General features: G+C 67.0%; 12 protein-coding genes. 6 read left to right on the top strand and 6 right to left on the bottom strand.

Going from position 1 to position 15,280, the window contains the following annotated elements; translation table 11 throughout:
* The first annotated feature begins 90 nt into the window (after window positions 1-90).
* The 3 genes from ACQR1E_RS25310 (at window position 91) to ACQR1E_RS25300 (ending at window position 4,090) form a co-directional block, all read left to right on the top strand.
* Window positions 91-1,752, top strand: a complete 1,662-nt coding sequence (locus ACQR1E_RS25310; RefSeq protein WP_434897699.1) for an acetolactate synthase large subunit — start codon at window positions 91-93, stop codon at window positions 1,750-1,752.
* Between the two features lies 1 nt (window position 1,753).
* Window positions 1,754-3,355, top strand: coding sequence for an FAD-binding protein (locus ACQR1E_RS25305; protein WP_315711413.1), 1,602 nt, complete (start codon window positions 1,754-1,756; stop codon window positions 3,353-3,355).
* Window positions 3,356-3,466: 111 nt separating this feature from the next.
* Window positions 3,467-4,090 carry a glutathione S-transferase family protein gene (locus tag ACQR1E_RS25300; protein WP_316165158.1) on the top strand — a complete coding sequence of 208 codons (624 nt, stop codon included), beginning with the start codon at window positions 3,467-3,469 and terminating at the stop codon, window positions 4,088-4,090.
* A 3-nt stretch (window positions 4,091-4,093) separates the two neighbouring features.
* Here the strand turns inward: ACQR1E_RS25300 and ACQR1E_RS25295 are convergent, their stop codons facing one another.
* From ACQR1E_RS25295 to ACQR1E_RS25270, 6 genes are all read right to left on the bottom strand, one after another.
* Window positions 4,094-4,882, bottom strand: coding sequence for an IclR family transcriptional regulator (locus ACQR1E_RS25295; RefSeq protein ID WP_316165159.1), 789 nt, complete (start codon window positions 4,880-4,882; stop codon window positions 4,094-4,096).
* Window positions 4,883-4,913: 31 nt separating this feature from the next.
* On the bottom strand, window positions 4,914-5,675 hold the full coding sequence (locus tag ACQR1E_RS25290; protein ID WP_315711418.1) for an SDR family NAD(P)-dependent oxidoreductase: 762 nt from the start codon (window positions 5,673-5,675) through the stop codon (window positions 4,914-4,916).
* Window positions 5,672-7,405, bottom strand: coding sequence for an FAD-dependent oxidoreductase (locus ACQR1E_RS25285; RefSeq protein ID WP_316165161.1), 1,734 nt, complete (start codon window positions 7,403-7,405; stop codon window positions 5,672-5,674). Before ACQR1E_RS25285 ends, ACQR1E_RS25290 begins: the two co-directional genes overlap by 4 nt.
* A 10-nt stretch (window positions 7,406-7,415) precedes the next feature.
* Window positions 7,416-8,627 (bottom strand): ABC transporter substrate-binding protein, encoded by a 1,212-nt coding sequence (locus tag ACQR1E_RS25280; protein WP_316165162.1) that lies wholly within the window; start codon window positions 8,625-8,627, stop codon window positions 7,416-7,418.
* A gap of 254 nt (window positions 8,628-8,881) precedes the next feature.
* On the bottom strand, window positions 8,882-9,337 hold the full coding sequence (locus ACQR1E_RS25275; protein WP_409999253.1) for a hypothetical protein: 456 nt from the start codon (window positions 9,335-9,337) through the stop codon (window positions 8,882-8,884).
* A gap of 612 nt (window positions 9,338-9,949) precedes the next feature.
* Window positions 9,950-10,780 carry an alpha/beta fold hydrolase gene (locus ACQR1E_RS25270; RefSeq protein ID WP_315752930.1) on the bottom strand — a complete coding sequence of 277 codons (831 nt, stop codon included), beginning with the start codon at window positions 10,778-10,780 and terminating at the stop codon, window positions 9,950-9,952.
* Window positions 10,781-11,177: 397 nt separating this feature from the next.
* Between ACQR1E_RS25270 and parC the strand changes: the two genes are divergently transcribed.
* The 3 genes from parC to arsC all read left to right on the top strand — a co-directional run bounded on the left by parC (window position 11,178) and on the right by arsC (window position 15,265).
* Entirely contained in the window at window positions 11,178-13,430 is a 2,253-nt protein-coding gene (gene parC / locus ACQR1E_RS25265; protein ID WP_316185752.1) for a DNA topoisomerase IV subunit A, read from the top strand.
* A gap of 258 nt (window positions 13,431-13,688) precedes the next feature.
* Window positions 13,689-14,654 (top strand): cation diffusion facilitator family transporter, encoded by a 966-nt coding sequence (locus ACQR1E_RS25260; protein WP_434897698.1) that lies wholly within the window; start codon window positions 13,689-13,691, stop codon window positions 14,652-14,654.
* A gap of 206 nt (window positions 14,655-14,860) precedes the next feature.
* The gene (gene arsC, locus ACQR1E_RS25255; protein WP_315711425.1) at window positions 14,861-15,265 is read left to right on the top strand and encodes an arsenate reductase (glutaredoxin); all 405 of its coding nucleotides are present in this window, start codon (window positions 14,861-14,863) and stop codon (window positions 15,263-15,265) included.
* Window positions 15,266-15,280 lie beyond the last annotated feature (15 nt).

The following is a 15,280-nucleotide window of genomic DNA, read 5'->3' as shown; positions in this document are numbered from 1 at the left end:
AATGGCACAAATACAAACAGGGGAAATGCCATGGCGGGGCCGGCCAAGTCGCCCCGAGCTGCGGCAGTTTCCCCGCAACAGGCTTTTCTCATGCCCAACGGCGCACAAGCTCTGATACGGACCCTGGTCAATTCCGGCATTCGGGTCTGCTTCACCAATCCTGGCACCTCCGAGATGCATTTCGTCGCGGCGCTGGACTCCGCGCCGGAGATGCGCGCCGTGCTGTGCCTGTTCGAAGGGGTGGCGACCGGTGCGGCGGACGGCTACGCCCGGATGACCGGCACGCCCGCGGCAACGCTGCTGCATCTCGGTTGCGGCCTCGGCAACGGCCTCGCCAATCTGCACAATGCGCGCAAGGGCAAGGTGCCCGTCGTCAACATCGTCGGCGACCACGCCACCTATCATGTCCCTTATGACGCGCAGCTCCAGTCCGATATCGAGACCGTCGCGCGCAACGTCTCGCCGGAATTCGTCTGGACCTCGCAGGTGACGTCGGAGCTGTGCCGCGACGCGGTGGCGGCCGTGAAGGCGGCGTGCTCCTGGCCCGGACAGGTCGCGACGCTGATCCTGCCGGCCGACGTGTCCTGGGGTGAGGGCGGCGTCGCCGAGCCGGCGCCGGTGATCGAGCCGCCGGCGCCTGCGGACGATGCGACCGTGCAGGCCGTCGCCGAGGCGATCAGGGCGGGCGGCCGCAGCGCTTTTCTACTCGGAGGCACGGCGCTGCACGAGGAGTCGCTGCTGGCGGCCGCGCGCATCGCCGCGACCTGCGGTGTGAAAGTCTACGCCGAAACGTTTCCGACACGCATGCAGCGTGGAGCGGGCCTGCCGGCCGTCGAGCGGATCGCCTATCTCGCCGAGATGGCGCAGATCCAGCTCAAGGAGATCGACACCCTGATCCTGGTCGACGCCAAGGCGCCGGTGTCGTTCTTCGCCTATCCCGGCAAGAAGAGCTATCTGCCGCATGACGGCTGCAAGGTGCTGACCTTGTCGACGCCGGCGCAGCACGCCGCGTGCAGCCTGACCAGGCTTGCCGCCGCCCTGGAGGCCGGGCGCGCCACGCCGGCATTGTCGCCGGCCTCGCGGCCCGGGCGTCCGCGCGGCAAGAAGCTGACCGCGGAAAAGGTCTGCAAGGCCGTTGGTCATCTCCTGCGCGAGAACGCCATCATCATCGACGAGGCGATCAGCTCCGGCCTGATGCTGTCGAAATTCACCGCGGGCGCGCCGCGCCACGATCTGATCACTTTGACCGGCGGCGCCATCGGGCAGGGGCTGCCGAATGCGATCGGGGCGGCGATCGCCTGTCCCGACCGGCCGGTGATCGCGCTGATCGGCGACGGCAGCTCGATGTACACGATCCAGTCGCTGTGGACGATCGCGCGCGAGCGGCTCAACGTCACCGCCATCATCTTCAACAACGCCTCCTACTCGGTGCTCAACGTCGAGCTGGAACGGGTCGGCGCCGAGGAGATCGGACCGAAGGCGCGGGCGCAGCTCGACCTGCACGGGCCGGTCCTCAAGCTCGCGCAGATCGCCGACGGCATGGGCGTACGATCGACCCGCGTCACCACGCCGGACGAACTCACCAGCGCCTTGCAGGGGGCGCTGGCGCGGCCGGGGCCCCATCTGATCGAGGCGATGGTGCCGCCGGCGCTGACCGGCCTCAAGCTGAAGCTCCTGCCGCACCTCCTGGGATCGCTCGACCGCGTTCCGTTGCCGGTCGCGCGGATGCTCAAGCGCAAGATCGCGCCGTGACATGAGCGCGACACTGCAATCCGATGTCGTCATCGCCGGCGGCGGTCTTGCCGGCATCGTCACCGCGCTGGAGGCACTGCGCGCCGGCAAGTCGGTGACGATCGTGGACCGGGACACGCCCGAGCGGCTCGGCGGGCTGGCGCTGTGGGCATTCGGCGGCATGGCGCTGATCGGCACGCCGCTGCAGGCGCGCATGAAGATCCCGGATACGCCGGAGATCGCGTTGCGCGACTGGATCAGGTTCGGCGAGCTCGATGCCGCCGAGCACTGGCCGCTGCAATGGGCGCGCTACTACGTCGCGCATTCGCGCAGCGAGGTCTACGACTGGCTGCTGGCGCACGGCGTGACGTTCATGCCGGCAGTGAACTGGGTCGAGCGCGGCCGGTACGGCGACGGCAATGCGCTGCCGCGCTATCACATCGTCTGGGGCACCTCGCAGCGGCTCACGCGCGTAATGATCGAAGCGATGCGCGCGGCCGACGGTGGCGGCAGGCTGACGGTGCTGCACCGTCATCGCGTCGTCAGCCTCGATCGCGCTGCCGGCGCGGTATCGGGCGTGGTCGCCGTCAACGAGGAGACGGGCGCCGAAATCCGCATCGCCGCGCCGCTGACGGTGCTGGCGATGGGCGGCCTCAATGGCAGCCATGCGGAGGCCCGCGCCAACTGGATCAAGGGCCGGCCGCTGCCGGCGGCGATGCTCAATGGCGCGCATCCGTTCTCCGACGGCAAGTTGCATCACCACGCGGCCGAGGCGTTCGGCGCCGAGATCACGCATGCCGGCGAGATGTGGAACTACGCCGCCGGCATCCCGCATCCGTTTCCGCATTTCGAGGGCCATGGCCTGTCGCTGGTGCCGTGCAAATCGGCATTGTGGCTCAATCACAGGGGCGAGCGCATCGGGCCCGAGCCGCTGGTGACCGGCTTCGACACCCATGATCTGTGCCAGCGCGTCGCGGCGCAGGAGAAGCCGTATACGTGGCATTTGTTGAACTGGCGCATCGCTGCCAAGGAGTTCGCCATCTCCGGCGCCGAGCACAATCCGCGCATCCGCGACCGGCAGATGCCGATGTTCCTCAAGGAGACGCTGCTCGGCAATCATCGCCTGGTCAGGCAGATGCAGCGCGAGAGCCGGCATTTCCTGGTCGACGAGACGCTGACCGGTCTCGCCGCCAAGATGAATGCGCTGACCGGCACCGGCGACGTGAAGCCGGAGGTGCTGCAGGCCACCGCCGACGCCTTCGACGCGAACTTTGGGAATGGCGACAAGCTCCACAATGACGATCAGTTGCGCCGCATCCTGCACGCGCGGCAATGGGGCCCCGACAAGCTCCGCACCTGCAAGCCTGCGCCGCTGCAGGCCCCGGGCGCCGGGCCTTACATCGCCATTCATATGCAACTGATTACCCGCAAGAGCCTCGGCGGCCTCAAGACCGATCTGCAGAGCCGGGTGCTCGACACCACGGGTGCGCCGATCGGCGGGCTCTATGCGGTCGGCGAAGCCGCCGGCTTCGGCGGCGGCGGCGCGTCGGGCAAGCGTTCGCTGGAGGGCACGTTCCTGCCGGGTTGCATTCTCACCGCACGGGCGGCGGTGCGCGCGATGTGACGGCTACGGGAACCGTACGAGTCGGCGGAACCGCCGCTGAATTTTTGCTCCGTCACTGTCGATCCGGTGCTGCGACGTTCGTCTTCAAGGCACAGGAGATGGAGACCCGTCATGAAGATCTACTGGATCAAGGCCCAGGCGCCGCGCCGCGTGCTCGCGCTGGTCAAGCATCTCGGCGTGCCCGCCGAGTTCATCGACATCAGCCGCGGCCTGAAGACGCCGGAGTTCGCCGCGCTCAACCCGAATATGAAGGCGCCGGTGCTGGTCGACGGCGACACCGTGCTGTGGGAGTCGACCGCCATCATGGCGCACCTCTGCATCCGCGAGAGCTGCGACATGTGGCCGGCGCGCAATCCGCAGGAGCAGATCGAGGTGCTGCGCTGGCTGGCCTGGAACGACTGCCACTGGGCGCCGGCGGTCGGACCGTTCTATTTCGAGCACATCGTCCGCAAGACGTTCGGCCTCGGTGCGCCCGACCGTGCCGCGCTGGCCGGCAAGGTCGCCAACCTGAAGACCTTCGCCGCCGTGCTCGATGCGCATCTGCGGGCGCGCAGCCACATCGCCTGCGACCGGCTCACCATCGCCGATTTCGCGGCCGCCTCGATGGCGACCGACTGGCGCGAGGCCGAGATGCCGATGGAGTCGTTTCCGAACATCGTGCGCTGGCTCGATGGCCTGATGCGGCTGCCGGCGTGGGCCGAGCCGTGGCCGGAGAAACGCTCGGTCGCGGCCTGAGCGTCACGGCTGCGCGATGCCGTGGCCGAGCTGCTTGGAGATCTCGGCCGCACACGCGCGCAGGCGGTTGGCGAGCGGGGACTGCCAACCGGCGTCGAAGGTGCCGGCCGGGCCCATCGCGGTGATGACCAGTGCGACGTGGCCGGCGTGATCGAACACCGGTGCGGCGAAGGCATTGACGCCGGGCAGCGGATCGCCGATGGCGCGCGCCAGGCCCTGTGCGCGCACCTCGGCCAGCATCTCCGCCACTTTCGGGCTCTTCGGCGCGCGCTTCGGATTGTAGCCGACACCGAGATGATCGAGGCCGGTGTCGAGCGCGGCCTTCACGGTCTTCGGCGGCAGGAACGCCGCGAACGCGCGGCCCGTCGCCGTCTCCAGCAGCGCCATGATCGAGCCGACGCGCATCACGATGTGCACCGGATGGCTCGGCTCCTCAAGCCGCACCACGGTTGGGCCGTTGGTGCCCCACACCGCGAGCGACACCGCGTGATCGATCGCGCCGGCGAGCGCTGCGATCTTCGGGGTGGCGATCCGGACCGCCGACAGCCGCCGCAGGCTGATCAGGCCGAGCTCGAGCGCGAGCGGGCCGATCTCGTAGCGGCCGGTGGTTTCGTCCTGCTCGATCAAACCGATGCGCGAGAAGCTGACGAGGTAGGGATGTGCCTTGGCCGGCGGCAGCCCGGCCTCGCGCGCGAGGTCGCGCAGCATCATCGGCTCGCCGCTGCGCGCCAGTGCCTGCAGCAAGGTGCCGCCGACCTCGATCGACTGGATGCCGCGGCTCTCTCGTCCCATGTCTTGTTGTGCCCCTGGTCCGGCGCCGTGCCTACACCGCCAGGAAGCCGCCGTCGACCGGCAGCGTGACGCCGTTGACGTAGGACGCCATGTCGGAGACCAGGAACGCCACCGGGCCAGCGAGCTCCTCGGGCTGGCCGACGCGGCCGAGCGGCGTGCGGCTCATGAAGCCGGCGAGCCGCTCGGGATCGTTGCGGGTCGACTCCGTCATCGCGGTGGCGATCACGCCTGGCGCGATCGCGTTGACGCGGATGCCGTCGGCGGCGAGCTCGCGCGCCAGCGCCTGGGTCAGCGACTTCACGCCGCCCTTGGACGGCGAATAGCCGAGCGTGTTGCTGATGCCGATGAAGGAGGCGACGGATGCGATGTTGACGATCGTGCCGCGCGTCGCGCGCAAGGCGGCAAGGAAGGCGTAGGTGACGTTGAACACGCCGTTGAGATTGACGTCGAGCACGCGCTGCCAGTTCTGTGGCGCACGCGGCGAGTCGATGTTCTCGCGGATGATGATGCCGGCATTGTTGACGAGGATCGAGATGGCGCCGACCTCGGCGCGCAATTGCGCCGCCAATGCGGTGCATCCGGCGGCGTCGGTGACATCCAGCCGATGCGCCCACGCCTGGCGGCCGTGCTCGCGGATCTCGGCGGCGCAACGTTCGGCACCCTCCAAGTCGATGTCGGTGATGACGACATCGGCGCCGCGGCCGGCGAGGCCGAGCGCAATCGCGCGGCCATTGCCGTGCGCCGCCCCCGTGACCAGCGCAAGCTTGCCGGCCAACATCTGACTGTCGCTCATGCGGCGCTCCTTTGGCCAGCGCGTTCGGCGAGATGCCGGCCGGCAATGTAGCCGAAGGTCAGCGCCGGTCCCAGCGTGATCCCGGCGCCCGGATAGTTGCCGCCCATGATGCTCGCCATGTCGTTGCCGGCGGCATAGAGCCCCTCGATCGGCTGGCCCTGGGCGTCGAGCGCGCGGGCGTGCGCATCGGTGCGGATGCCGGCATAGGTGCCGAGATCGCCGATCACCATCTTGATGGCGTAGAACGGCCCGTCCTTGATCGGCGCCACACACGGGTTCGGCCCGTGCAGCGCATCGCCCTGGTAGCGATTGTAGGCGCGCGAGCCCTTGCCGAACGTGGGATCCTGGCCCAGCGCGGCATCGGCGTTGAACGCGGCGACGGTTGCTTCGAGCCCCCGCGGATCGATGCCCGTCGTGCTCGCGAGCTCGGCGAGCGTCGCGCCGCGCTTGAGATAGCCGGTGCTCAGATGATGCCCGAGCGGCATCGGGAACGGCGGCACGCAGCCGAGGCCGTAGCGGCGCAACGAGCGGTGATCGGTGATCAGCCAGGCCGCGATCTCGCGGCCGGGCTTGGCCGCCTTGACCATCGCCTGCACGAAGTCGTGGTAGGAATTGCCTTCATTGGCGAAGCGCACGCCGTCCGCGGTGACCGCGATCACGCCGGGCTTGGCGCGGTCGATGAAGTGCGGCATCACGCCCTTGCTGCCGTCCTTGCGCGTGGTGACGGAGACCGGCACCCAGGCCGCCGCGTGCGGCAGGCCGTCTTCGACCCGGCCGCCGACGGCCTCCGCGAGCCGCAGGCCGTCGCCGGTGTTGCCGACCGGTCCGGGCGACACATGCTCCTGTCCGGTCGGCGCATGCGGAAACATTGCCTTGCGCCTGTCGACATCATGCGGGAAGCCGCCGCAGGCCAGCACCACGCCGAGCCGCGCATTGACCCTGATGCGCTTGCCCTGCCGCGTCACCACGGCGCCGCGCACGGCCTCGCCGTCGCGGATCAGCTCGGCCACCGGCGACGACAGCCACAGGGGAATGCCGAGATCGAACGCCGATTTCGCCAGCCGCCCCGCCAGCGCATTGCCGTTGGTCAGCGTCATGCCGCGGCCATGGCGCAGCACGTCCAGCGCATGCTTCGACAGCCGCTTCGCGACATAGAACGCCGACGTCAGCGACTTGGTCGCGCGCATGAAGTGGATGATCTCCTTGCCGGAGCCGAGCATCATGCCGAACACGGTGAGCTCGGGCAGGGGCTGGCCGAGATCCTCGATGTGACGCCCAAGCTCGCGGCCGTCGAATGGCCGGGTCACCATCGAGCGGCCGCCCTGCGTGCCGCCCGGCGCCTCCGCGTGATAGTCAGGGAAGGTCAGCGGCATGTCGAACTTCAGCGCCGTCTTGCTGGTGAAGAAGTCGACGGCCTCCGGGCCCTTGGTCAGGAACGCGTCGACGCGCGCCGCATCGAAACTGTTGCCGGCCTCATGGCGCAGATAGGTGCGTGCCAGCTCGGGTGGCTCGTCGATGCCCCAGGCCTTCGCCAGCGATGTGCCGGGAATCCACAGCCAGCCGCCCGAGCGCGCCGTGGTGCCGCCGAAGCGCGGCTCCTTCTCGGTCACGATGACTTTCAGCCCGGCATGGGCGGCGGTGACCGCCGCCGACAGCCCGGCGCAGCCGGAGCCGACCACCAGCACGTCGCAATCATGGGTGTCGCCGGCCGGGTGATCTGCTCCGCTCATGCGCGCGCTCCTACTTCTTCAGCAGCGGGCACTTGGATTCGGAGACCGGCCTGAACGCATCCTCGCCCTTCACGGTCTTGACGATCTCCAGATAGTCCCACGGCTCCTTCGATTCCGACGGCTTCTTCACGCGGGCCAGATACATGTCGCGGATGACGCGGCCGTCCTCGCGCAGCTTGCCGCCGTGAACAAACGTATCCTCGATCGGCAGCTCGCGCATCTTCGCCATCACCGCCTTCGGATCGTCGGTACCGGCCGCCTTGATGGCCTTGAGATAGTGCAGCACGGAGCCATAAACGCCGGTCTGGATCATCGTCGGCATCACCTTGGCGCGGGCGAAGAACTTCTTCGACCAGGCGCGGGTGTTGTCGTCCATGTTCCAGTACGACGCCGTGGTCATGTAGGTGCCTTGCGCGGCCTCGAGCCCGATCGCATGCACGTCGGTGTCGAACATCAACAGGCCGACCAGCTTCTGGCCGCCCTTGACCAGGCCGAACTCGCCGGACTGCTTGATGGCGTTGTCGGTGTCCTGCCCGGCATTGGCGAAGGCGACGACGTCGGCCTTCGAGCTCTGCGCCTGCAAGGCGAAGGAGGAGAAGTCGGCGGTGTTGGTCGGATGCTTGACGCCGCCGAGGATGGTGCCGCCGAGCTCCTTGATGAAGCGCGTGGCGTCCTTCTCCAATTGCTGGCCGAAGGCGTAATCCGCGGTGATGAAGTACCAGGATTTGCCGCCCTGGCTGATCACGGCCGAGGTCGTCACTTTGGACAGCGCATAGGTGTCGTAGGTGAAGTGCACGGTGTTCGGGCTGCACAGCTCGTCGGTCAGCGAACTCGCGCCGGGCCCTGACAGCAGCGCGATCTTGTTGCGCTCGCGCACCATGTTGTGCACGGCAATCGCGATACCGGAGTTGGGGATGTCGACGACCGCGTCGACCTTGCCGTTGTCGAACCAGTCGCGCACGACCGTCGTTCCGACGTCGGTCTTCATCTGGTGATCGGCGCTGATGATCTCGATCGGCTTGCCGAGCACGGTGGGGCCGAACTCTTCGACCGCCATTTTCGCCGCCTCGACCGAGCCCGGGCCGCTGTTGTCGCGGCCCCAGCTCGAGAGATCGGTGAGCACGCCGATCCGCACGACGTCGTCAGAAACCTGGGCTGAAGCGCCTGTCGCGATGAATGACGTCGTTGCCAGGAACGCGCAGGCGAGCAGCTGCCGTCGCATGAAGATCCTCCCCGTTTTGCTCCGCTCTGTCGGCGGCGATGGGAGTTAGACATTGACGAATGGATTTGTCAATTGCGAACGGGTGGGACGTGGCGCAGGGGCCGGGGGATGGACGCGGAAGGCCGGCGGCGCGTCAGGCGCGACCCCACATCCTCATGGTGAGGAGCACCGCATGCGGCGCATCTCGAGCCAGGAGGTCCGGAAGTGAGCGCGTTGGGAATGCTCTACGACTGTAGGAAAGCCTGTGATCCGCTCTACATGCGCGGCATGATCTGCAGTTCGAGCAGCGCGAGCCGCTGCATCGCGGTGACGTCGCGCTCGCCGGCCTTGGCGGCCCGCAGCACGGCTTCCGCAAGCAGGTTCACGTTCGTCGAACTCACCGGCTCAGGCAGCGCGGCGACCGACGCGTTGAGGGCTTCGGTCATCAGCGCGATGACGTCAGGCGAAAAGGATGCATCGGAAAAATTCTTCATGCAAAGATGCCCGCCAGCAGGTCGTGCTTCGGTGGATATCGCGTACGCATTACGTTGATGGTGAGAGAACGCGCCTCGGGCGCCATCGGTTCCCGCGGTCGCGCCGAGCCTCAGCCGGTCCGGTTTCTGATATGCAGAATGGCGCGATCTCCCATGCGCCAATTGCCCGTCGAGCCAATCTGCCGCAGGGGGCTCGCCTTGTGTCGTCGGGCAAATCAGGACGATGTTTCCCGGCATCCCGCCTCCACAGGAGGGGCGCATCGCGATCGTCACGAGACGTAGGAAGCGGGGAGCGGTGGCCTGTCGGATCGCAGCGCGCATGTGCGCGCGGACGAACGAGTCCAGCAGGACGACGAAATCGCAGCGTCCCGGCGCCCCGATGCTGGCGCCAAGTCCGTGGGTGATGATCCCAGGGGCGACGGTGGCTCACAAGCCGGACACCGGGGAGACTGCGTATAACTCGTAAGCCCATCGCACAGGGAGGGCCGGGTCGTCCGGCTGAACCTGTGGTACCTGCCGCCTGCATTTTTTGAGCAGGCGGGCCACGGGCCTCAGTCGAGGTCCGGCCTTCCCTGTGCCCTCTGTCCGAAGAGGGTAATCGATCTTGATAGCTCGGGCGCGGAGCGCGTCGCGAGAAGGCAGGACGACGTCTCCGACGCGGAAATTGAGATAGTGGATCAATGGTAGCCCCGAACTCGTCGTGCCCGGGCTTGTCCCGGGCATCCACGTCGTTCGGCGTGTGCGGTGCGGCGTGGATGGCCGGGACAAGCCCGGCCATGACGAGCAGGATTTGAGATCTATCGCTTCATCGGCATCGGAATGCTCATTCGGCGAATTGCAACGATCGAGCTACCCCTTGATGAAGGCCAGCAGGTCGGCATTGATCACGTCGGCATGTGTGGTCGCCATGCCGTGCGGAAAGCCCGGATAGGTCTTCAAGGTCCCATGCTTCAACAGCTTGATGCCGATGCGCGCGGAATCGTCGATCGGAACGATCTGGTCGTCCTCGCCATGCATCAGCAGCACCGGCACGTCGATCGCCTTGAGGTCCTCGGTGAAGTCGGTTTCGGAGAACGCCTTGATGCAATCGTAATGCGCCTTGGCGCCGCCCATCATGCCCTGGCGCCACCAGTTGCGGATCACGCCTTCGGAAACCTTGGCGCCATTGCGATTGAAGCCGTAGAACGGGCCGGTCGGAATATCGAGGAAGAATTGCGCGCGGTTGGCGGCGAGCGCCGCGCGGAAGCCGTCAAACACCTCGATCGGCAGCCCGCCGGGATTGCTCTCCGTCTTCAGCATGATCGGCGGCACCGCGCCGAGCAGGGCAGCCTTGGCGACGCGGCCCTTGCCGTGCTTCGCCACGTAGCGCGCGACCTCGCCGCCACCGGTCGAGTGGCCCACATGGACCGCGTCTCGCAGGTCGAGCTTGGCGGCGAGCGCGGCGACATCGGCCGCATAGGTGTCCATCTCATTGCCGGTCTCCGTCTGGCTGGAGCGACCGTGACCGCGCCGGTCATGCGCGATGACGCGAAAGCCCTTGTCGAGGAAGAACAGCATCTGCGCGTCCCAGTCGTCGGACGACAGCGGCCAGCCGTGGTGGAAGACGATCGGCTGGCCCGAGCCCCAATCCTTGTAGAAGATCTGCGTGCCGTCCGATGTCGTCACGAATCCTGAGCTCATGGAGTGTCTGCCTTTCTCACTGGATGGAATCTGCCGCGTTCAAGGCGCGGCGTGATGGCGCGCCTCGTCGCGTCGGTACGCAACGAAGGATGCCCGCTGCCACCTTAGCGACGGAGCGTGACGATCTCAGCAACACAGACTCGTGTGCGACAGCGTTGCACCTCAACGGGACCCGCGTTGGCTGCTCAATCCGTGAGCGGAGCCACATGCATCTGCGGCGCGTGATCTGCATGATTTGCGGGCTCCTTTGCGGTTCCGCGGCCGGACACCCGGCTTTTTCCTTCTGGAACCGGGCAGGGCCGTCATTGCGCCCCGGCGCGTCATCGCATAAAGCCTGTTCCCAAATCGTTCACGCCAGCTCAAGCTCCTGGGCTAACCCACTGAAAGCTAAACGCTAATGGGAAAATCACTGATTCCGCCGGAGCCGGCGGAGATTCACGAGGTCGCGCTGCGCGAGGCGCTGGAGGAGCGCTATCTCGCCTACGCGCTCTCGACCATCATGCACCGCGCGCTGCCGGACGCGCGCGACGGCCTCAAGCCGGTCCACCGGCGCATCCTTTACGGCATGCGGCTGCTGCGGCTCGATCCCGGCACCGCGTTCAAGAAGTCCGCCAAGATCGTCGGCGACGTGATGGGCTCGTTCCATCCGCATGGCGACCAGGCGATCTACGACGCGATGGTTCGCCTCGCGCAGGACTTTTCCTCGCGCTATCCGCTGGTCGACGGCCAGGGCAATTTCGGCAACATCGACGGCGATAATCCGGCGGCCTATCGCTACACCGAAGCGCGCATGACCGACGTCGCGCGGCTGCTGCTGGACGGCATCGACGAGGACGGCGTCGAGTTCCGGCCGAACTATGACGGTCAGTCGAAGGAGCCGGTGGTGCTGCCCGGCGGCTTCCCGAACCTGCTCGCCAACGGCGCGCAGGGCATCGCGGTGGGCATGGCCACCTCGATCCCGCCGCACAACGCCGCCGAACTGTGCGACGCCGCGCTGCATCTGATCGAGAAGCCCGACGCCAAGTCGCGCGCGCTGTTGCGCTGGGTGAAGGGCCCGGACTTCCCGACCGGCGGCACCGTGATCGACTCCAAGGAATCGATCATCGAGGCCTACACCACCGGCCGCGGCTCGTTCCGTGTCCGCGCCAAGTGGAAGCAGGAGGAGGGCAACCGCGGCACCTGGATCGTCGTCATCACCGAGATTCCCTACCTCGTGCAGAAGTCGCGCCTGGTCGAGAAGATCGCAGAGCTGCTCAACGAGAAGAAGCTGCCGCTGGTCGGCGACGTCCGCGACGAATCCGCCGAGGACGTGCGGCTCGTGATCGAGCCGAAGTCGAAGAACGTCGATCCGGCGCTGATGATGGAATCGCTGTTCCGGCTCACCGATCTCGAGAGCAAGATTCCGCTGAACCTCAACGTGCTGATCAAGGGCAAGATCCCGAAGGTGGTGGGTCTCGCCGAGTGCCTGCGCGAATGGCTCGACCATCTGCGCGACGTGCTGCTGCGACGCTCGAACTACCGCAAGAAGCAGATCGAGAACCGGCTGGAGATTCTCGGCGGCTACCTGATCGCCTACCTCAACATCGACGAGGTGATCCGGATCATCCGCACCGAGGACGAGCCCAAGCCGGTCCTGATGAAGACGTTCAAGCTCACCGAGGTCCAGGCCGAGGCCATCCTCAACATGCGCTTGCGCTCTCTGCGCAAGCTCGAGGAAATGGAGATCCGCACCGAGGACAAGAACCTGCGCGGCGAGCTGAAGGGCATCAATGCTCTGCTCGGATCCGAGCAGCTGCAATGGGCCAAGGTCGGCGAGCAGGTCAAGACGGTGCGCGACATGTTCGGGCCGAAGACGCCGCTCGGCAAGCGCCGCACCAATTTCGCCGACGCGCCCGAGCACGATCTCGCCGCCATCGAGGAGGCCTTCATCGAGCGCGAGCCGGTTACGGTCGTCGTCTCCGACAAGGGCTGGGTGCGCACCTTGAAGGGCCACGTCGCCGACCTGTCGAACCTGCAGTTCAAGACCGACGATCAGCTCGGCCAGGCGTTCTTCGCCGAGAACACCTCGAAGGTGCTGTTGTTCGCCAGCAATGGCAAGTTCTACTCGCTCGACGTCGGCAAGCTGCCCGGTGGCCGCGGCCATGGCGAGCCGATCCGCATGTTCATCGACCTCGACCAGGACGCCTCGATCGTGTCGATGTTCGTCGCCAAGGGCGAGCGCAAGTTCCTCGTGGCGGCCTCCGACGGCCAGGGCTTTGTGGTCAAGGAAGAGGATTGCGTCAGCAACACCCGCAAGGGCAAGCAGGTGCTCAACGTGACCGCGCCTGCGGAAGCGCGCGCGATCACCACCGTCACGGGCGATCAGGTCGCGGTCATCGGCACCAACCACAAGATGGTGGTGTTCGGGCTCGACCAGGTGCCGGAGATGGCGCGTGGCCGCGGCGTCCGGCTGCAGAAATACACCAGCGCGCAGCTGTCCGACGTCACCACCTTCGAGCAGAAGCAGGGGCTGGCCTGGAAGGATTCCGCCGGCCGCGATCAGGGTCTGAGCTGGAAGGAATTGGCCGATTACCGGGGCAACCGCGCCGACGCCGGCCGCATCGCGCAGGGCCTGCCGAAGTCGAACAAGTTCAACCGGCCGATCGAGTGAGGCGCGGGAGAGTGAAGATCGAGCGCCCCTTCGGTCTGCCACTCATCGGGACGATACCAAGACTGTCGTCCCGGGCAAGCCATCGGCAACGCGTAGCGTTGTCCGATGGCGCCGACCCGGGACCCATAACCACAGGACGTGGGAATGGGCAGGCTGGAACGACGCGCGTGCCAACCGATTGCCGCCGGTGGTTATGGGTCCCGGCTTTCGCCGGGACGACATCGAGAGCGCTCATCAGCGAGTAGTAGGTCAGATCGCATGGCGCACTCACATCAGCATCACGACGACCACCGCGACCATGATCATTCGCACGGCCACTCACATTCCCACGGCCACGCCGGCCACAGCCATGCTCCGGCGAGCTTCGGCGCGGCCTTTGCGATCGGCGTGTCGCTCAACACCGGCTTCGTCATCGCCGAGCTCGTTTTCGGCTACGCCGCGCATTCGCTGGCCCTGATCTCGGACGCGGTCCACAATCTGTCCGACGTGATGTCGCTGCTCCTGGCCTGGGGCGCCCTGTGGCTGGCGGGCCGGCGGCCGACCGACCGCCATACCTACGGCTATCGCCGCGCCTCGATCCTGGCGGCGCTGATCAATGCGGGGGTGCTGCTGGTGGTGGTCGGCGGCATCGCCGTCGAGGCGTTCGATCGCCTGCGCAATCCGGGCGAGGTGGCCGGCATCACCGTGCTGTGGGTCGCCGCGCTCGGCATCGCCATCAACGGCGCCACCGCGCTGCTGTTCATGCGCGGCCGCGACACCGACCTCAACATCCGCGGCGCCTACCTGCACATGGCCGCCGATGCCGCCGTGTCGTTCGGCGTCGTCGTCGCGGCGCTGGTCACGATCTGGACCGGGTGGCTGTGGGTCGATCCGGTGGTCAGCCTTGTCATCGCGCTCGTCGTGCTCCTGAGTGGCTGGGAGCTCGCCCGCGACAGCGTCAATCTGGCGCTCGACGCCGTGCCGCGCGACATCGCGCTTCCCGAGGTGCGCGATTATCTCGCCTCCCTCGACGGCGTCAGCGAGGTGCACGACCTCCATGTCTGGGCGATGAGCACCAACGAGACCGCGCTGACGGCGCATCTGGTCCGGGCAGGCGGAACGGATGATGCGTTCCTGCATCGCGTCTGCGCCGAGCTGTCACATCGCTTCAACATCCAGCATCCGACCCTGCAGATCGAGGCCGATGGCTGCGCCTGCAAGCTCGCTCCTGCCGACGTGGTGTAAGCCGCGATGGGTCAGCTCCTTCCTGCCAGTCTGCACATCGCGCCGGCGATTTCCCTCGACCGGCGGAGTTCCCATTCCGGCCGGCGGCGGCGCCGTGATAACAGTGACCATCTCCCGCATCGCGGCCGCACCATCAGGGACACGATGTCTGGGGTGAGACGCACGGCACGGGAATGTGCCTTCGGAACGCAACGACTGGACAGCCCATGCCCGTGACGATCTTTCACAATCCGGCCTGCGGCACGTCGCGCAACACGCTCGCGATGATCCGCGCCTCGGGCGAGGAGCCTGAGGTGATCGAATATCTGAAGACGCCGCCGAGCCGCGAACAGCTGATTGCGCTGATCAACGCGATGGGCGTCAGGGTGCGCGACGTGCTGCGTGAGAAGGGCACGCCCTATGCCGAGCTTGGGCTGGGCGATCCCAAATGGACCGACGACCAGCTGATCGAGGCGATGCTCGCGCATCCCATCCTGATCAACCGGCCGATCGTGGTGACCAGCAGGGGTGCGCGGCTCTGCCGCCCGTCCGAACTCGTGCTCGACCTGCTCGATCATCCCGTCTCCTCCTTCACCAAGGAGGACGGCGAGGTGGTGAGCCGGCCTGCCTGAAGCCTTCCGGATCGT

The organism is Bradyrhizobium sp. HKCCYLRH1030, assembly GCF_051168395.1.
In the GTDB taxonomy this organism is placed as follows: Bacteria; Pseudomonadota; Alphaproteobacteria; order Rhizobiales; family Xanthobacteraceae; genus Bradyrhizobium.
Note: the sequence above shows the minus strand (reverse complement) of the source record. Positions and strands in the feature narration are given on the sequence as shown.

Excerpts from the sequence above, each read along its gene's own strand:
- ACQR1E_RS25310 (WP_434897699.1), top strand. The coding sequence starts at position 91 with ATGCCCAACGGCGCACAAGCTCTGATACGGACCCTGGTCAATTCCGGC.
- ACQR1E_RS25305 (WP_315711413.1), top strand. The coding sequence starts at position 1,754 with ATGAGCGCGACACTGCAATCCGATGTCGTCATCGCCGGCGGCGGTCTT.
- ACQR1E_RS25300 (WP_316165158.1), top strand. The coding sequence starts at position 3,467 with ATGAAGATCTACTGGATCAAGGCCCAGGCGCCGCGCCGCGTGCTCGCG.
- ACQR1E_RS25295 (WP_316165159.1), bottom strand. The coding sequence starts at position 4,882 with ATGGGACGAGAGAGCCGCGGCATCCAGTCGATCGAGGTCGGCGGCACC.
- ACQR1E_RS25290 (WP_315711418.1), bottom strand. The coding sequence starts at position 5,675 with ATGAGCGACAGTCAGATGTTGGCCGGCAAGCTTGCGCTGGTCACGGGG.
- ACQR1E_RS25285 (WP_316165161.1), bottom strand. The coding sequence starts at position 7,405 with ATGAGCGGAGCAGATCACCCGGCCGGCGACACCCATGATTGCGACGTG.
- ACQR1E_RS25280 (WP_316165162.1), bottom strand. The coding sequence starts at position 8,627 with ATGCGACGGCAGCTGCTCGCCTGCGCGTTCCTGGCAACGACGTCATTC.
- ACQR1E_RS25275 (WP_409999253.1), bottom strand. The coding sequence starts at position 9,337 with ATGCCGGGAAACATCGTCCTGATTTGCCCGACGACACAAGGCGAGCCC.
- ACQR1E_RS25270 (WP_315752930.1), bottom strand. The coding sequence starts at position 10,780 with ATGAGCTCAGGATTCGTGACGACATCGGACGGCACGCAGATCTTCTAC.
- parC (WP_316185752.1), top strand. The coding sequence starts at position 11,178 with ATGGGAAAATCACTGATTCCGCCGGAGCCGGCGGAGATTCACGAGGTC.
- ACQR1E_RS25260 (WP_434897698.1), top strand. The coding sequence starts at position 13,689 with ATGGCGCACTCACATCAGCATCACGACGACCACCGCGACCATGATCAT.
- arsC (WP_315711425.1), top strand. The coding sequence starts at position 14,861 with ATGCCCGTGACGATCTTTCACAATCCGGCCTGCGGCACGTCGCGCAAC.